This window comes from Mycobacterium sp. NTMscope_MAC_12, assembly GCF_976985675.1.
Genome location: NZ_CDRJYY010000001.1, coordinates 2,550,626 through 2,566,986 on the forward strand (window position 1 = coordinate 2,550,626; position 16,361 = coordinate 2,566,986).

At 68.1% G+C, this 16,361-nt stretch carries 15 protein-coding genes and 1 pseudogene; 1 reads left to right on the forward strand and 15 read right to left on the reverse strand.

The features are described 5' to 3' along the window. Positions 1-4: 4 nt before the first annotated feature. The 9 genes and pseudogenes from AC0KS4_RS11745 to AC0KS4_RS11785 form a co-directional block, all read right to left on the reverse strand. Positions 5-826: a class I SAM-dependent methyltransferase gene (locus AC0KS4_RS11745; RefSeq protein WP_238955904.1), complete on the reverse strand. Its 822-nt coding sequence runs from the start codon at positions 824-826 to the stop codon at positions 5-7. Beyond that, a complete protein-coding gene (locus AC0KS4_RS11750; RefSeq protein ID WP_238955905.1) occupies positions 823-1,293 on the reverse strand; it encodes a GbsR/MarR family transcriptional regulator in 471 nt (156 codons plus the stop codon). Before AC0KS4_RS11750 ends, AC0KS4_RS11745 begins: the two co-directional genes overlap by 4 nt. Before the next feature lie 93 nt (positions 1,294-1,386). Beyond that, on the reverse strand, positions 1,387-2,655 hold the full coding sequence (locus AC0KS4_RS11755; protein WP_238955906.1) for an amidohydrolase family protein: 1,269 nt from the start codon (positions 2,653-2,655) through the stop codon (positions 1,387-1,389). A gap of 19 nt (positions 2,656-2,674) precedes the next feature. Then, positions 2,675-3,448, reverse strand: coding sequence for a class II aldolase/adducin family protein (locus AC0KS4_RS11760; protein ID WP_238955907.1), 774 nt, complete (start codon positions 3,446-3,448; stop codon positions 2,675-2,677). Then, positions 3,435-5,048 carry a class I adenylate-forming enzyme family protein gene (locus AC0KS4_RS11765; RefSeq protein WP_238955908.1) on the reverse strand — a complete coding sequence of 538 codons (1,614 nt, stop codon included), beginning with the start codon at positions 5,046-5,048 and terminating at the stop codon, positions 3,435-3,437. The genes AC0KS4_RS11760 and AC0KS4_RS11765 overlap by 14 nt, the downstream gene beginning before the upstream one ends. A gap of 455 nt (positions 5,049-5,503) precedes the next feature. Then, positions 5,504-6,034 (reverse strand): hypothetical protein, encoded by a 531-nt coding sequence (locus AC0KS4_RS11770; RefSeq protein ID WP_238955909.1) that lies wholly within the window; start codon positions 6,032-6,034, stop codon positions 5,504-5,506. After that, positions 6,027-7,304, reverse strand: coding sequence for a molybdopterin-dependent oxidoreductase (locus AC0KS4_RS11775; RefSeq protein ID WP_225328154.1), 1,278 nt, complete (start codon positions 7,302-7,304; stop codon positions 6,027-6,029). Before AC0KS4_RS11775 ends, AC0KS4_RS11770 begins: the two co-directional genes overlap by 8 nt. Positions 7,305-7,428: 124 nt before the next feature. After that, positions 7,429-8,867 (reverse strand): annotated as a pseudogene (locus tag AC0KS4_RS11780) (fatty acid desaturase family protein). Beyond that, positions 8,848-9,945, reverse strand: coding sequence for a ferredoxin reductase (locus AC0KS4_RS11785; RefSeq protein WP_238955910.1), 1,098 nt, complete (start codon positions 9,943-9,945; stop codon positions 8,848-8,850). Before AC0KS4_RS11785 ends, AC0KS4_RS11780 begins: the two are co-directional and overlap by 20 nt. A gap of 150 nt (positions 9,946-10,095) precedes the next feature. On the opposite strand from AC0KS4_RS11785, the gene AC0KS4_RS11790 reads away from it, so the two are divergent. After that, the gene (locus tag AC0KS4_RS11790) at positions 10,096-10,983 is read left to right on the forward strand and encodes a DMT family transporter (protein ID WP_308193055.1); all 888 of its coding nucleotides are present in this window, start codon (positions 10,096-10,098) and stop codon (positions 10,981-10,983) included. A 1-nt stretch (position 10,984) separates the two neighbouring features. Here AC0KS4_RS11790 and fadD1 read toward each other — a convergent pair whose 3' ends face one another. From fadD1 to AC0KS4_RS11820, 6 genes are read right to left on the reverse strand one after another with little or no spacing between them, the layout of a single operon-like run. Then, the gene (fadD1, locus tag AC0KS4_RS11795; protein WP_238955912.1) at positions 10,985-12,604 is read right to left on the reverse strand and encodes a fatty-acid--CoA ligase FadD1; all 1,620 of its coding nucleotides are present in this window, start codon (positions 12,602-12,604) and stop codon (positions 10,985-10,987) included. 21 nt (positions 12,605-12,625) lie between these two features. Continuing rightward, entirely contained in the window at positions 12,626-13,066 is a 441-nt protein-coding gene (locus tag AC0KS4_RS11800) for a Zn-ribbon domain-containing OB-fold protein (RefSeq protein ID WP_238955913.1), read from the reverse strand. A gap of 3 nt (positions 13,067-13,069) precedes the next feature. Further along, positions 13,070-14,272, reverse strand: coding sequence for a thiolase family protein (locus AC0KS4_RS11805; RefSeq protein WP_238955914.1), 1,203 nt, complete (start codon positions 14,270-14,272; stop codon positions 13,070-13,072). Next, on the reverse strand, positions 14,269-14,724 hold the full coding sequence (locus tag AC0KS4_RS11810; RefSeq protein ID WP_238955915.1) for a MaoC/PaaZ C-terminal domain-containing protein: 456 nt from the start codon (positions 14,722-14,724) through the stop codon (positions 14,269-14,271). Before AC0KS4_RS11810 ends, AC0KS4_RS11805 begins: the two co-directional genes overlap by 4 nt. Continuing rightward, positions 14,721-15,221 carry a MaoC family dehydratase gene (locus tag AC0KS4_RS11815; protein WP_238955916.1) on the reverse strand — a complete coding sequence of 167 codons (501 nt, stop codon included), beginning with the start codon at positions 15,219-15,221 and terminating at the stop codon, positions 14,721-14,723. Before AC0KS4_RS11815 ends, AC0KS4_RS11810 begins: the two co-directional genes overlap by 4 nt. Continuing rightward, positions 15,214-16,347: an acyl-CoA dehydrogenase family protein gene (locus AC0KS4_RS11820; RefSeq protein ID WP_238955917.1), complete on the reverse strand. Its 1,134-nt coding sequence runs from the start codon at positions 16,345-16,347 to the stop codon at positions 15,214-15,216. The genes AC0KS4_RS11815 and AC0KS4_RS11820 overlap by 8 nt, the downstream gene beginning before the upstream one ends. Positions 16,348-16,361 lie beyond the last annotated feature (14 nt).

Consider the following 16,361-nt stretch of genomic DNA (forward strand, 5'->3'; position numbering starts at 1 on the left):
CGGTTCAGTATTCGAAGCGGTTGAGTACGTCGTAGCCGCGCCCGCCCATCACCCACGTGGCGTGGTAGATCAACCGCACCGCGGCCGACGGGATGTGCTTGTAGCCGGCCAGCGCGGGGGTCTGCTCGAGGAACCGCAGCCGGGGATGCCAGGCCGCCAGCTGGCGCGCGTCTCGGATGCCCCAGGTGATGATGCCCCTGGTGAAGACCTTGGACAGCAGCGGGGCCAGGGCCGAGAGCGTATCGAAATGCATTTCGCCGCCGGGGAATCGGTCGATCAGACGCTGCAGCAGCCGCCGGACTTCCTCTTCGCGCAGGTACATCAGCAGGCCCTCGGCCACCACCAGCGTGGGGCGCCCGGCGGGAACTAGGTCCAGCCACCGCAGCTCGGTCACCGACGAGCCGATCATCCGGTAGCGCTCGGTGTCGTCGTAGAGCTGCCGCCGCAGCCCGATGACGCTGGGCTGATCGACGTCGAACCAGGAAACCGACGGCGGTAGGTCAAGGCGGAAGGCTCTGCCGTCAAGGCCGCAACCCAGGTGCAGGACAACGGCGTCGGGATGACGGGACAGGTAATCGGCGCACCAGTCGTCGAACTTCTTGGCGCGCAAGGCGACCAAGTATTGGTTCGAGGCGGGCATCGTGCTCCGGCGCATGCGCTTGAAGTCATAGCCGATCCGGTCCACCGCCTCCGCCGCTACCCCGTCCCCCAAAATCGGTCGCTTCGAACGGCTTTCGCACGCGCGCAGATACAACGTGACAAGGTTCGTCCATTCCACCGAACCCCAGGCGACCGAGCTGAAGTCGACTTTGTCCGGTGCGGTCATCGCTGTCTCCTGTTCGCGCGGTATTCCGTCCACATTTCCATGAGCTGGTCGCGGTAGGCCTGCGTGCAGAACTCGCAGAAATCGCGGAAGTCCTCGACGCGCCGGCGCTGTTCGGCGCGGTCCTCCCCGAGCACGGACAGCGCGAAGTCGGCGGGCTCGATGCCCAGCCGCATCAGCGACAGCTGGGTTTCCAGCACGCTGGTGAACCCGCCTGGCCTGACCCGGTAGAGGTGTTGCCGGTTCGGGCTCGGCAACCGCTCCACCATGCCGCCTTCCAGCAGCTGGCGGGCGACGGTGCTGATCGACGCCTTGCTCACGGACAGCGCGGCGGCCAGCGCGGTCAGCGACTGCTGCGGCGGATCGCAGATCAGCAGCCACCCGTAGAGCCGACCCATGGTGCGGGTGGCGCCCAGCAGCTCGAAGAACAGCCCGAGGCGGTCGACGAACTCGGCCTCTTCCGGCGACATACGCCTCCATCAGATCGTTCAGTACATACTAAACGTAACTTACACCAAGCCGTCGGCGCAGGGAACCCCCCGGAGGTCAAGGGTGCTAACCGGTCAGAATGCCTCGGGGTCCTGTTGCACCGCGGCCGGCACCGGGTGCCGGTACAAGCGGGACGCGTTCTCCCAGCTGAACTTACGGATGACGTCGGGCGGCAGATCGCCGATCTGTTCGTGGATGGCTTGTTGGGTGTGCGGCCACGTCGAGTCGCAATGCGGGTAGTCGGCTTCCAGCATGATGTTGTCGACCCCGATCCGGTCGCGCTGCACGAACGACGACTTGTCCTCGACCGCGCAGAACCAGAAGTTGCGGGTCAGCACCTCCGCGGGGGTCAGCCGCTCGCCGAGCGCCTGCCAGGTGCCATACATCGCGTGATAGCTGAGCATGTGGTCGAGGCGGTCGAGCAGCCCGGCGACCCAACCGATTCCGCCTTCGGACAGACAGATCTTCAGATCGGGGAACCTGCTGGGCAGCCCCGAGTACAACCAGTCGACCGCCGCGGAGATGGCATAGGCGAAAAACAGCACGCCCTGCACGTCCGGTGGCGCGTCCGCGGTGGTGGACGGCGACGACCCGGAGGACCCGATGTGCAGGTTCACCACGGTCCCGGTCTCGGCGCACGCGGCCATCATCGGATCCCAGTGATCGGTGTGAATGCTCGGCAGTCCCAGCATCGCCGGGTTCTCGCTGAACGTCACGGCGTGAAAGCCACGGTCGGCGTTCTCGTAGATCATCGTCGCGCCGAGCTCGGGATCGAGCAGCCACGGCAATTGGCAGGGAATGATGCGGTCGGGGTGCGAGCCCGCCCACACGTCGAAATGCCAGTCGTTCCAGGCCCGAACGGAGGCCAGCGCCAGGTCGCGGTCGCTGGTCACCTGCTGCAGCCGCTGTCCGGCGAAGCCCGGGAGAAACGACGGGAAGTTGAGCGAGGCGTAGATGCCGTTCAGATCCATGTCCTTGACGCGCTCATGGATATCCCATGCGCCCCTGCGCATCTCGTCGAATCGGACGGGTTCGAAGCCGTACTCCGCCACCGGTCGCCCGACCACGGCGTTGAAGCCGACGTTGGGCAGTTCTTGCCCGTCGTACACCCAGGTCTGTCCCCCGGTGTCGGTGTCGACGACTTTGGGCGCGCGGTCGGCGAACTTTCGGGGCAGCCGGCCGGTGAAGGTGTCGGGGGGTTCGACGATGTGGTCGTCGACCGAGATCACCGTGTAGCGGCGCGGCGCCCGAGGCGGATCGGGCAGAAAGGTGACTGACCGCTCGGTGCCGGTCTTGGCCGTGGTGAAGTTCAGGTCGGTGGCCAGCTCGTCGATCGATTTCACGCGTCAATCTCCTTGCGGCTCAAGTCAGTACGTCGGGGTCGGCCTTGATCGTCATGCGCGCGGCCCCGGCCCAGTACACGTCGGCGGCCCGTTCGATCAGCGAGCGTTGCATGCCGGCCATGTCCGACCACTGCATGGGGACCGGCTCCCTGCCGGTGAGCATGACGTCGTAGGCGAGCTTGCATACTCTTTCGATCGAGGCCGCGCGATAGACGGCCTCGGGCAGGTTGCGGCCGGTCGCGATGACGCCGTGGTTGGCCAGGATGGTCAGGTTGGCCGCGCCGATGCGGGCCGCGAGATCCGCGGCGCGAGTGGGGCTGTCGATTTCGCCGTCGTAGGTCTCGACCAGGCACAGGTCGTCGAGGAACAGCGAACCGGTTTGGTGCACCAACTCCGGCAGCCTGCCCAGCGCGGCGAGCACGCATGCGTAGTACGGGTGGTTGTGGATGACCACGCGGGCGTCCTGGCGGGCGCGGTGGAGTTCGGTGTGGATGTGGATCGCCGGAGTGACGTCCCAGCGACCGCTGACCACGTGCGCGTCACCATCCACGACGCAGATGTCGGAGGCGGTGATCTCCTGCCACCACAGACCCCAGGGATTGACGAACATGTCCGTCTGGCCGTCGAGCTGCCAGGTGATGTGGCCGGCCATGTTCTCGGCGAACCCGATGCCGGCGAGGTGACGGAACGCGATGGCAAGCGCCTGCTCGTGGGAGAGTTCGACGCCGATCGGTGGAACCACCGACGGCGCCCAGACTTCCAGCCCGCCGCGGCGTGCGTCAGGTGCGTTCATGGCCAGCCTCCATCCTCGCTCCAATATCCTCGCGAAGTAGGCCTTTGGCTATCTTTCCGCCCGACGAGCGGGGCAGTTCGTCGACAATGATGAGGCGCTCGGGCAGCAGTTCCTTGGAAACTCCCAGCGCCAGCAGGTGTTCGACGAGCTCGGGAAGGTCGATGGTGGCGGAGTCGGTGAGTTCGGCATAGAGGCAGACCTTTTCGCCGAACACCGGATCGGGCATGGCGACCGCGGCCGCCACCGCGATGGCGGGATGGGTGGTGACGGCGTCTTCGACCTGGCTTGCGCTGATGTTCTTGCCGCCGCGCACGATGAAGTCGGAGGTGCGCCCGGTGACCCGCAGATAGCCGTCCGCGTCGATTTCACAGATGTCGCCCATGCGCATCCACCCCTCGCGGGTGAACAGCTTGTCGTGGTCGGTGCCGCCGAGGTAACCGAGGCTGGTGGCCGGGCCCCGGCACGCGGGCTGGCCCCGGCCCGTGTCGGTGACGTCGCGGTCTCCGTCGAAGAGCCGGACCGACATTTCGGGGATGATGCGGCCCCCCGTGCGGAGCCGGTGTTCACGCGAGTCGTCGGCGGTGGTCGCGCTCAGCATCCCCGTCTCGTTCGAGCCGAAGAACTGCAGGATCTTGGCGCCGGTGAGGTCCTCGAATTGGGCCGCGGGCCGATACGGCAATGCCTCCCCGCCGGTGTAGACGACGCGCAGCGAACTCAGGTCGTGCTCGCGACTGGCCGGGTCCGCCATCAGCATCGTCAATTGTGTGCTGACGCAGCACAATACGCTGACCTTGTGCCGGGCGATCGCCTCGCAGGTGGCTTTGGTGGTGAACCGGTCGAGCAGCACCGCCGTGGCGCCGAGGTAGATCGGCGTGGTGTGGCTGGTCCAGAGCCCGAACCCGAATGGTGTGGGTATGACCGGCAGGAAGATGTCATCCGGCGTCAGCAGCCCGTTCGCGACGGCCTTCTGATGGAAGTAATACCAACGGTTCTGGGTGTGCACGACGCACTTGGGTAGCCCGGTGGTCCCCGAGGTGGAATTGATCAGGAAAACGTCGTCCGGGCCGAGCCGGCGGTCGCTCGTGAGCGCCGTGGGTTCGGCGTCGACATCCAGGCGAAGCGTCCGGCTCAGGAGCAGCGCGGGCAGCCCGAGTTCGCCCGCGACGCCCGCCGCGGCTTCGCGGTGGGGTTCGTCGCTGATCAGGACCTTCGGCGAGGCGCTGCGCAGTATCGCGGCGGCCTCGCGGGTGCCGGCCCGCGCGCCGACGCCGACGACCACCGCCCCGCAGCGTTCGACCGCGACGAACAGGGCGTGGATGGCCGCGGAATCCCCGTGCCACACCGCGACCCGATCCCCGCGCGCGACACCGGCGCCGGCCAGCGTTTCAGCCAAACGTGTTGCGACACCGTCGAATTCGCGCCATGTCAGCGACGTTTGGTCGTGGTCGACATAGGCGGGACGGTCCGGGGTTTGCGCGGCGTTGCGACGCACCGCGTCCGACAGCGTCGTATCGCACCACCAGCCCGCGGCGCGAAACCGGGCCGGGTCCTCAATGGAGAACGCCGGCGACGACTCGATATCCAGCCCACCGGCGCTCATTCGGTAAATGATAGGAAAGCGGTGCGGGCCGCGGTCGAACCGCCGTCAAGAAATCAGGCGGCTAGGGATTCCTCGGGGCGGGAGTGGAGCGCTGGGTTTTGGCGGGAACACTCGGTGGGCGGGGGTGCGCCCTATGGCAGTTGCGCAGGCACCCGCAATTAAGGCCGATGATGCATCCTTCTCCGCCGGTGGCTTGCACGGGCAAGATGCCGTCGGGTCCGCTTTGCGATCCGGGCAAGGCGTTGATGCCGAGATCGAGAGCCGGCGTGGCCGGTCCTGGCGCGCCGCCGGGCGACCAGCCCATCGCGATGACCAGCGCGGCTACGCCCACGCAGATCGCGGGTCGTGCCCCTTCCTTTCGGCTCCCCACATGACACGAGTCTAGTGACGCCAGAAGGGATGCACGGGACGCGCACGGACCCGGTAGGACACTCCAAGGTGTCACCAAGAATTCCTTAAGGCCCGTCGCGGGAGGGTTGATTCGTTGCCCGAGATGCCATTTCCCGCCCCCGCGTCCGCCGCCACACCATGGCCGTCCGGATGGCATAGATTCCGGCGCTGACCGCGGACATCACGGCGGTCAACAGCAGCCACCGACCCAGAAACGGGTCCTGGGTCTGGCCGGTCGCGGCCCGGTAGGTGGCGGCGCCCTGTTCGATGATGCCGGGCAAGAACACCAGCAGCGTCAGGCCCGCCCCCAGCGCGGGCACCCGGAGATAGTTGAGCACCGGCAAGTCGGGGCCGGGGCGCGCAGGTCGGCGGGGCAGCAGCCGGTCGAGGCACGCGTAAACCGGGAACAACACCAGGTCGTGGGCGACGATGGCCGCGGCGAACCACACGATGATCGACTGCCACCACACGCCCGGGTTCCACAGCGTGACGGGTTTGACCGTGGCGACCGCATAGCCCAGCAGCGCGAATCCGGCGATCATCGTCAGCAGGTGCAGCGGATGGGATCCGTAGAGCCTCGCGAACGCGTTACGCATGTGCGGCCGTCCGAAAGTCAATGGCGGCCACCCATTTGGTGTTGTGGACGCCGGGCAGCGCGGGCACGATGACGCGCGCGGGGAAACCGTGGTCCGGGGACAGATCCGCGCCGTTGACGCGAAGCGCCAGCAGCGCATCCGGGTGCAACACCTGGCTGCCCTGCAGGGTGGCGCCGCCGAAGGCGCCGGTGCGTTCCAGCGACGACACCCGCGCCGATGCCGGTGCGGGCACGCCGGCCAGCCGGGCCAGATCCGCCAGCCGCACCCCGCTCCACGTTTGCGTGGTCGACCACCCTTCCACGCAGGCGATCGGCAACACCGCGGTGTGCTGCGGCATCGCCAGCAGCGCGGCGCGGTCGACGGTCACCGGTCGGGGGCCGCCGGTCATCCTCAGGCGCCATCGGTGGGCGGTGTCCTCGGGGGCGATTCCGGCGGCCGCCGCGGTCCGGTTGACCTCGAAGTCATTGGGCCCGTTGCCGCGGCTGCGCCCGCGTGGCAGCAGCAGGGCGGCGGGCCGGGCATACCCGCCCACGGTTTGACCGGCGGTGATGAGCGCGAGAAAGAGCGCACCGCCGCCCACCAGCGCCAGCGCGCCGCGGCGGCTCATCGTCGCGGGTCCGGGGTCGGCGGCGACCAGCCCGTCGGGCCGCCAGGGCTGCGGCTTGGTGTCGGAGCGCCCGGTGCGGAGCACGTCGCGCAGCGACATCGAGCGCAGACCGGACCACATGCGCCGGCCTTTGACCGCCACGTGCATGGCGAACCCGGTGATGAAGACCCACGCGCCGAAATAGTGCGCGGTGTAGAAGCTGAATCCGAAGATGTAGTCGTACTGGATGTTCAGCACGCCGGTGACGATCTCGAATAGGACGCCCCCGACCAGCATCAGCAGCGAAACCCGTTCCAGCAGTTGGGCAATCGACCGCGCGGGCGGCAACACGAACAGCCGCGGTATCACCGACCACAGCTTGGCGAGCACCACGGGAATCAGCACCAGCCCGAGTCCGACGTGAAGTCCCTGGGTCAGCCGGTACAGCCAGGACGGGCGGGTGGGCCAGTCGAAGGTCGGCAACTTCAGCCAGCCGACGTCGCCGGGGATGGCCTGGCCGAATCGTGGCCCGTAGGCGATGTAGGACAGCAGGCCGGTGAGGATCACGACTGGCAGGGTCACCAACAGGACCGAGCCGAATACCGCTGTCAGCCATGGCCCGCGCAGCGGGCTGCGCCACAGCCGCGCGGGAAAGGCGCTCGCGGTCCGGATGATATGCACCATCGATCATCATCCACGAGGCGCCGGCGATAGCGGTTCATTTCGATGATCGTCGGGCGAGCATGGGGCCTAGTAGGGAAAGGGCGGTTCGTCCCTAGCCACCCGCGCGGCGCGAGCGGGGATGCCGTCAGTCGTTGCCGCGCGGTGGCGGTTGCACCGCCACGCCGTTGATTGGTGTTCGGGACCCGCCGCCGGGTGTTCGGCCGGGACACGGTCGCGGAACCGGGCGCCCTCGCTGGGACGCTGCGGTGCGGGTTGGCCTCCCTGGCTTCGGTACGGGCCGGGTTTCCGCCGAGGCTTTCCGCCGGGGAATGCCAGCCGAAAGATGGTGCGCTGCACCATCAGCCACTGCTTCGAGAACCGCCCGGAGTTGTACGGCAGCTCGTAGCGCTCGCAAATGTCTTTGACCTTGGGCGCGATCTCCGAGTATCGGCTGCTCGGCATGTCGGGGTAGAGATGGTGCTCCACCTGATAACCCAGGTTGCCGCTGATGATGTGGAACAGCGGGCTGCCCTCGATGTTCGCGGCGCCAACCAACTGGCGCAGATACCACCCGCCGCGCGTCTCGTCTTCAACGTCTTCCTGGCTGAACGTGTAGGTCTGGTCGGGGAAATGACCGCAGAAGATGATCGCGTTCGACCACACATTGCGGATGAGGTTGGCGGCCGCGTCGGCACCCATGGTTCGTAGATAGGTGCTTTCCACGCCCGGCAGGATCTTGTCGAGGAACCCCGCCGTCGAGCCCAGGCGGCCCGCCCCGGCCTTACGGAGCGCCCTGCCCAGGCGCGACTCCGCGGGCTGATCGAGCCTGCCGCGCAAGACCAGCTGGACGAGCGCGAAGGCGCCGGCGCTAATCAGCGGCCACCCGAGATAGTCCTTGAAGATCTGCGCTCGGGCCTTGCCCCCGATGCCCCTCAGGTCCTTGCGCACCTCCGACCACGGCTTCTCGCGGCGCCGAATGGCGTCGATGTCCATGTCGTGAATGGCCACGCCCCACTCGAACAGCAACATGAGCAAGACGTTGTAGAGCGGCTGAAACAGGAACCGCGGGTGCCATTGTTGATTCGGATCGATCCGCAGGAGCTCGTAGCCGAGATCCTTGTCCTTGCCCAAGATGTTGGTGAAGGTGTGGTGAACGTAGTTGTGGGAGTGTTTCCAGGCCTCGGCGGTCGACGCGGTGTCCCAGTCCCACACCGAGGAATGGATATCGGGATCGTTCATCCAATCCCATTGCCCGTGCATGACGTTGTGGCCGATCTCCATGTTCTCCAGGATCTTGGCCATTCCCAGACAGGCCGTTCCCAGGACCCATGCGGTCTTCGAGCGCGAGCCGAGCAACAGCACCCGGGCGGCGACCACAATCTGTCGCTGCACCGAGATCACCGTCTTGATGTAATGCCGGTCGTGTTCACCGAGATCGGCGAACACCTCGTCATGAATCGCGTCCAATTCCTTCGCGAGCTTTTCGCGTTCTTGCTCCCCCAGACGGGCGAGCAGCTCGCCCCCGGTGGTTTTCGCAGCGGCTGTCACAACCCGCTCCTTTCCGTCACAGCTCGAGCTCGACATCACCTTCGGCGGTGTTGATGCAGATCCGGACGTCTTGTCCGGTGGGCTCGATCACGTCACCCGAGCGCAGGTCACGCAGCTTGCCCGACTTCAGCGTCCCGACGCAGGTATGGCAGATTCCGATCCGGCAGCCGTAGGCCAGGTTGAGGCCCGCCTTTTCCCCGGTCTCCAAAATCGATGTGCCGCCATCGCATTCGGCGGTCTTCTCACTGTCGAGGAAGGACACCGTGCCGCCCTCGCCGGCGTTGGCGTCGCCACCGATCTTGGGCTGAAACCGCTCGAAGTGCAGCCGGTCGCGGTCGCCGTTGCGTTCCCAGTGCTCGATCAGCGCGTCGAGCATGTCGCCGGGACCCGAGCAGAACGCCTCGCGTTCGCGCCAATCCGGACAGGCTTCGTCCAGGTCATCCGGCTTGAGCCGGCCCCGCTCGGAGGTCAGGCGCAGATCCAGCCGCATGCCGGGGTGGCGGCGGTCGAACTCTTCGAGGACCGACAAAAACATGACCTGCTCGCGGGTGCGGGCGGAGTGAATGACCACGACATCGCCGACGTCACCGCCGTGATCGATGCTGCGCAACATGCTGATGATCGGGGTAATGCCACTGCCTGCGCTGATGAACAGCAGCTTGGCCGGCAACGGCTCCGGCAAGGTGAACACGCCTTCAACCTCGCCCAGCCGGACCAGATCCCCGGGCCGGATCGTGTGCACCAGATACGGCGACACGACACCGCCGTCGACCCGCCTGGGCGTCACGCTGATCAGCCCGTCCTCGGGCGCCGGATCCGACGTCAGCGAATACGCACGCCAGTAGTAGACGCCGTCGACGACCACGCCGAGCCGAACATACTGACCGGGCTTGTGGCCTGGCCATTCGTACCCGGGCCGGATCAGCACACTCGCCGCTTCCGAGCCCTGCGGCTCGACCCGTTCGACCTTTCCGCGCAGCTCTTTGGTGGTCCACAGCGGATTGATCATCTCGAGATAGTCATCGGGTTCCAGCGGGCTGAACAGCCGCCGCACCGCCCGCAGGAACAGCCGACGCCCGCGGGGGACGTGGGGCCGGGCGCCGCGTTCGGCCATGCCAATGGAGTACACAGGTGTACACCGACTTAAACCGCAGATTTGAAATTGGTTGGCACACATGGTTACACATATGCAAAATGTGCCCACACATGTCGCATACACGTTCACCATTCAGTGTTTGGACGGGGTCGGCGCCCCGCGCGGCTAATGTCGGTGGGTGTGTTGATGGGCTTCCTTCTCGCGTTGGGCTGCTCGGTCTGTTACGGCACCGCGACCGTGCTGCAAGCGGCGGGGACGCGGTCGGTGGAAGCGGGCAGCGGCTCGGGCGTCGACACCGTCTTGCTGTTGCGGGCCGTCCGGCAGTGGCGCTACCTGGCCGGTGTCGGCCTCGACGTCGTCGGATTTCTCCTGCAGGTGGCCGCGCTGCGGCTCGTTCCGATTTACGTCGTCGCCGCCGCGTTGGCCGCCTCGATCGCAGTCACCGGCGTCGTGGCCGCATGGGTCTTGTCGGCCCGGCTGTCGCCGGCCGAATGGAGTGCCGTCGGCGTGGTCTGCGCCAGCCTCGTCGTCCTCGCACTGGCGGCCGGGCCCGGGCACTTTCGACATGCCCCGGCCGGGCTCGGCTGGGCGCTCCTGGGGGTGGTGGCCGCGATATTCATCGCCGGCGCCGCCGCCGGGCGTCTGCCGGACCGCGCGCGTGCGCTCGCATTAGGGCTGGGCGCCGGGACGGGCTTCGGCGTCGTCGAGGTCGGCGTGCGGCTGATCGACGTGATCGATCCGACCACGCGCGCGTTCTACACGAACCCCGCCCTGTACGCGGCGGCCGCGGGTGGCGCCGCGGGATTTCTGTTGCTCACGTCCGCTCTACACCGCGGCTCTGTGACCACGGCGGTCGCGGGCATGGTCGTCGGAGAAACCCTCGCACCGGCGTTCGTCGGGGTGGCGTGGTTGGGTGACACCGCACGCGACGGGCTCGGCTGGCTGGTGATCGCGGGATTCGCCGTCGCCGTGGCGGCCACACTGGTGCTGGCGCGGTTCGGGGAAGCCCCGGTACCTAGCGAGGCCGGTGGGGCCGACCCTGTGTCGGGCGGTTGATTCAGGCGCCCGCGGTGGCGGATGCCGAACGGCCACCGGTGTTTTCGACCGCCGGCGCATACGTGGTGGCGCGCGCGGGGCGCGTCCACAACACGCCGTCCTGGGCGCTGACGCCCACGGCGATGAGCGCGCGTTTGAGGATCTTGTTGGTCGCGGTCGCCGGCAGCTGGTCGTTGATGCGCACGTAGCGCGGCCACGCCTTGGGTGACAGATCGGGCTGGGCCGCGAGAAACTTCCCGAAGTCGTCCGGGGTCAGATCCGCCCCGGCACGCAGCACCAGGGCGGCCATCACCTGGTCACCGACTTGGTCGTCGGGAACCGCGTAGACGGCGACCTGGCTGATAGCGGGCAGCCGCGCCAGGATCCGTTCGATCGGGGCGGCCGCCAAGTTCTCCCCGTCCACCCGCATCCAATCGGAGGTCCGCCCGGCCAGGTAGATCCACCCGTCGGCATCGCGGTAGGCCAGATCGCCCGACCAGTACATCCCGTGCCGCATGCGCTCGGCCGTGGCCCTCGGATCGTTGTAGTAGCCGGCGAAGGGCCCCGCGCCCTGGGTGTTGACGAGTTCGCCGACGGCCTCGTCGAAGTTGGTCAGCGCGCCGTGCGCGTCGAACCGGGCGACGTCACATTCGGTCAGCGTCGCCGCGTTGTAGATGCTCACGCCGGGGTACGGCTTGCCGATGGAGCCGGGCGGGGTGCCGTCCTCGCGGACCACGATCACCGCGAATTCGCTGGAGCCGAAGCTGTCCACCACGCGGCACCCGAAACGCCGTGCGAATTCGGCGATGTCGCGATCGGTCGCCTCGTTGCCGAATGCCACGCGCAACGTGTTCTCGGCGTCGTCGGGACGTTCGGGGGTGGACAGGATCAACGCCAGGGGCTTGCCGACGTAGTTCAGGTAGGTCACGCGGTAGCGGCGCACGTCGTCGAGGAAGCGGGACGGCGAAAATTTGGCGGGGACCATGGTGGCCCCGCTGCCGATGGCCACCGCCCACCCTGCGGCGACGCCGTTGGAGTGAAACAGCGGCATCGCCAGGTAGCAGACATCGGCGGCGGTGACGTCGTACTGGAAGATCAGGCTGGCGCCGCACATGACGGCCATCCCGTGTGCGAATCGGACCACCTTGGGGTCACCGCTTGTCCCCGAGGTGAAGATCATCATGAACGTGTCGGCGGCGGCGACCTCGCGATGGGGGGTCAGCGGTGGCGCCGCGGCCACCGCATCGGCGTAACTCGTCCCGCCCACGTCGAGAACCTGAATTCCCGTGAGATCCAGGCCGTCCAGCAGGGGCAGGTGATCGTGGTCGACGAGCACGATCTGGCAGTCGGAGCGCCGGATGTCGGCGAGCAGCGCGGGTCCGCGGCGGGTCGTGTTCAGGCCGCACAGCACGTAGCCGCCGAGCGCGGCCGCTGCCATCGCGCGCAGCATCGCCGGTGAATTGCCCAGTGCGGCACCGACATGCAGCGGCCGGCTGGGATCGGCACGCCCGATCAGTGCCGCCGCCTCGGCCTCGGCTTCGGCGAGGTGCTCGCGCCAGGTCCACGTCCTTTCGTCGTGGGCGATCGCGGGGGTGTCCTCGTGCCTGCGCTGCCGCAGGAGCTGCTGAACCGTCTCCGGCACTGTCTCACTTCCTCTTTGCCGTCATCGGGTGCGGCCTCCGAGGCCGCCGCCGAGGTCGGACGGCCGGTACTTCAGCAACGTGATCCCGTCTGCGAGGTCGCAGAACACCGGCTCGAGCCGCATCCCGATCCGGATGCCGTCGGGATCGACGTCGACCAGCTCGGTGCTGAATTTCGGTCCGGCATCCCACTGCACCACCGCGGGCAGCTGCGGCACCGCGTCGGCCCACGGCGGGCCGGTGGGCCGACGGGCGATGGTGAAGGTGTACAGCGTTGCGGCGCCGTCGATCTCACGCCACTCCAGGTCGTCGGCCAGCGTCCCCGGAGCCAGGGTGCGCGGGTAGAACACGTAGCGCTGAAGCGACTGCGAGTACTGCACCAGAATCCGGTGCTGCGCCAGGCCGTCCCAAAACGGCCGGGAGACGGGCGTCGGCTCGGGAACGGGAAGGGCCGCTGGGTTCATCGGCTAGTCCCCCTGCATGAGCAGCGCGACCTGCTCGCTCATGATGCCGCCGTTACCGGTCACGAAGGCGGTGTCGCAGTCGGGCACCTGCGCGTCGCCCGCGCGCCCCATGATCTGCCGCGCGCCGTCGACCACGTGGTGCATGCCGCCGGCCATGCCGGCCTGACCGAAGGACAGTTGCCCGCCCGCGGTGTTGAGCGGGAACTCTCCGCGATAGGTCAGGTCGCGTTCGTTAATCCACGACATGCCTTTGCCTTTCGCGCAGAACCCGGCGTCCTCCAGGCTCATCAGCACCGTGATGGTGTAGCAATCGTAGATCGAGGCGACGTCGACATCGGACCGGGACAGCCCGGCCATCGCGAAGGCCCGCTCCGCGGCGCGCGCAATGGGTGTGGACAGCAAGTCCTCCGCGTAGGTGGGGGTCTTGAAGGCGATGTGTTCGCCGAAACCCTTGATCCACACCGGGCGGTGGCGGGCGCGGCGCGCGATGTCGGGGTTGGCGATCAACACCGCCGCTCCCCCGTGCACGCGCATCACCGTTTCCAGCATGTGGATGGGGTCGGCGATCATCGGGCTGTTCAGCACGTCGTTCACCGTGATGGGGGTGCCGTGAAAAACGGCGCCGGGGTGGGCGCACGCGTTGGTGCGTTGGTCGACGGCGATCTTGGCGACGGCGGCGGGGTCGTAACCGTATTCGGCCGCGTACCGCTGGGCGATCTGAGCGTAGGGCGCGTTTTGGCCCACGTTGCCGTAGGGGATCTCGAATTCGGCCTGCGGCGAGCCGTAGTTGTTGGAGGATGCCCCGTACCAATTCGGGTCGGCCGGGGGTCGCCGCCCGGACTGCGGCACCGACGCGGAGCCCGGTACCACGGCCAGCGCCGCCTCGCAGACACCGAGTTCGACGGCGGCCGCGGCACGCCACACCATGCCGGCCGAGGAGGCCCCGCCTAGGTCGACCCGCTCACCGAAATCCAGTGCCAGTCCCAGGTATTCGCACAGGGTGGCCGGGGCGAACATGGCCGACTCGGCGACACCGTGGGTCAGCAGGCCGTTCACGCAACCCGGGTCGATGCCGGCGTCCTCGATCACCACCTTCGCCAACAGCGCGTATTGGTCCAGGGTGAACAGCGCCGGCCGGGCGGGGCGCCGCTCGGCAGGCAACTCGGCGATGCCGACGATCGCGGCCTCCCCTCGCAGCCCGGTCATGCCCGGCTCCCCCGCCGCGGCAGCGCGACCGTGGCGGTGCCGGGCATCAGCACCGTGTCCTCGCGACGCCCGGCGATGTCCAGATCCACCAACCCGGCCCCCCTGAAAACGTCGTCTCCCAAGCGTTTACCGGTGACTGCGCCGCCGAAACTGAGCGCCTCACCGGGATAGGCGATCGCCCGGTTCTGCACGGCGAACGTCACCAGCCGGCCCCGCCCGCCGATCCAGTCCCCGAGGGCGCGGGCCAGCAGCGCCGCCTGCAGCGGACCGTGCACCAGCACGTTGTCGTAACCCTCGGTGTCGCGGGCCCATTCCTTGTCGTAGTGGATGCGGTGGCCGTTGTAGGTGGCGGCGCTGAAGAAGAACATCTGGGTCTCGTCGACGGTCACCGTCAGCGTGGGGATGTGATCGCCGACGGCGATGTCTTCGAAGAAGACCTGCTGGTCGCTCATGGGCGGGCGATCATCGACGTCGACGCTTCCGCCAGCAGGTCGCGGTCCTGGTTGCGGTACACCGTGTGCCAGGTGACGAGGACGAATCTGCCGGAGCGGCCCTGCTTTTCGACGATCGACTCGACGGTGCGGACCATTTCGATCTTGTCGCGGTGGTAGGCCGGCAGGTGAAAGGTGAAGCTCTCCCCGCCGGCCATCCGCTTGGGCGCGCGGGGAAACGCGAGGCCACCGGAGACCGCGCCGGAGGATCCGTCGGGGCGCAGCGACTCGAGCCGCGCCACCCCGAGGACCGCGTACTGCAGGAACAGCGGCGGGCAGATGATGTCGCGAAAGCCGTTGGCGCGGGCGTACTCCGGGTCGAAATACAACGGGTTGTCCTCGCCCACCGCGGCCGCCCACCGTTGCCAGTCGCGCCGGTTCACCTCACCGGTCGCCGACGCGGCGACCGTGCCCACCCGCGACGCGGACTCGGCGTCGATCAAGCTGTCCTCACTCATCGGCGCTCCCTTCGTGCATGGTTTCCTGAAGCCACGACGCCGCGACGTCGGCGCCGCCACCGAGCGTCGAACCGAGCCGGGCCCGTTCGGTCCACAAGTGCAGGTCCGTCTCGGTGACGTAGCCCATCCCGCCGTGCAGCTGGTGGGCGTCCAGCGTGATCAGCCGGGCCGCGGTGGCCGCGTGCATGCGGGCGATGGCCGTCTCCCTGCTCGCGGTGCGGCCGCGCCCCAGCCAGAACACCGCCGCGTGCGCCGCCAATCGCGCGGCCGCCAGCGCGATGTGCATGTTGGCGATCAGATGCTGGGCCGCCTGAAACGATGCGATGGGCCGGCCGAACTGGTGACGCAGCTTGGTGTAGTCGACGGTGCGGTCCAGCACCGCCTGCCCCACCCCCACCAAGTCGAGTGATCCCAGCGCCACCGCGGTGTTGGCCAGCCGGCGCAATCCCGGCGCCGTGACGCCGCCGAGCACGGCGTCACCGGCCACGACCACATCGTCGAAACGCACGGTGAACGCCCGGTGCCCGCCCGCCATGTCGAGCGGCTCGACGGTCACGCCACCGGCGTGCACATCGACGATGAAGACCAGTGTGCGTTCGGCTACGTCCCGCGAAGAGGCGGCCGACACCACGATGAGATCGGCGACGTCGGCGTCGGCGACGTAATCCGCAATCCCGTTGAGCCGCCACCGTTGCGAGGCAGGATCGGCGCGCAGCGGCGGACAGACGACCGCGGCGTCGCGGGCGTTCCAGAGCGCGGTGGTGGCGCGGACGCTCCCGGCCGCGAGCGGTGGCAGCCAGACGGCCTTGGCGCCCGGGGAGCCGAGCTGGTCGAGCGCGAGGGCGGCGTGCACGCTGCTGTGCACCGTCGTCGGGCACAGGGCGCGACCGGCTTCGGTGAAGAACACGGCCAGGTCATCGAGGGAGCCGCCGGCGCCGCCGTACTCCTCGGCGATGGCCAGGCCGAACACACCCGCGTCGGCCAGCGCCTTCCACAGCGCCGGTGTGCGGCGGTCCGCGCCCGGTTGGTCGAGGGCGCGCACCAGGCTGACCGGGCTCTCGGCGGCCAGCAGGGCACGCAACGCCGAGGCGAACTCGCGCTGTTCGGCGGACGGGATCGTCTTCATCGGTGGGTGCGAGG

Bases quoted from the DNA above. Each gene is read 5' to 3' on its own strand.
- AC0KS4_RS11745 (WP_238955904.1), bottom strand. From the start codon at position 826: ATGACCGCACCGGACAAAGTCGACTTCAGCTCGGTCGCCTGGGGTTCG.
- AC0KS4_RS11750 (WP_238955905.1), bottom strand. From the start codon at position 1,293: ATGTCGCCGGAAGAGGCCGAGTTCGTCGACCGCCTCGGGCTGTTCTTC.
- AC0KS4_RS11760 (WP_238955907.1), bottom strand. From the start codon at position 3,448: ATGAACGCACCTGACGCACGCCGCGGCGGGCTGGAAGTCTGGGCGCCG.
- AC0KS4_RS11765 (WP_238955908.1), bottom strand. From the start codon at position 5,048: ATGAGCGCCGGTGGGCTGGATATCGAGTCGTCGCCGGCGTTCTCCATT.
- AC0KS4_RS11770 (WP_238955909.1), bottom strand. From the start codon at position 6,034: ATGCGTAACGCGTTCGCGAGGCTCTACGGATCCCATCCGCTGCACCTG.
- AC0KS4_RS11775 (WP_225328154.1), bottom strand. From the start codon at position 7,304: ATGGTGCATATCATCCGGACCGCGAGCGCCTTTCCCGCGCGGCTGTGG.
- AC0KS4_RS11785 (WP_238955910.1), bottom strand. From the start codon at position 9,945: ATGGCCGAACGCGGCGCCCGGCCCCACGTCCCCCGCGGGCGTCGGCTG.
- AC0KS4_RS11790 (WP_308193055.1), top strand. From the start codon at position 10,096: ATGTCGGTGGGTGTGTTGATGGGCTTCCTTCTCGCGTTGGGCTGCTCG.
- AC0KS4_RS11800 (WP_238955913.1), bottom strand. From the start codon at position 13,066: ATGAACCCAGCGGCCCTTCCCGTTCCCGAGCCGACGCCCGTCTCCCGG.
- AC0KS4_RS11805 (WP_238955914.1), bottom strand. From the start codon at position 14,272: ATGACCGGGCTGCGAGGGGAGGCCGCGATCGTCGGCATCGCCGAGTTG.
- AC0KS4_RS11810 (WP_238955915.1), bottom strand. From the start codon at position 14,724: ATGAGCGACCAGCAGGTCTTCTTCGAAGACATCGCCGTCGGCGATCAC.
- AC0KS4_RS11815 (WP_238955916.1), bottom strand. From the start codon at position 15,221: ATGAGTGAGGACAGCTTGATCGACGCCGAGTCCGCGTCGCGGGTGGGC.
- AC0KS4_RS11820 (WP_238955917.1), bottom strand. From the start codon at position 16,347: ATGAAGACGATCCCGTCCGCCGAACAGCGCGAGTTCGCCTCGGCGTTG.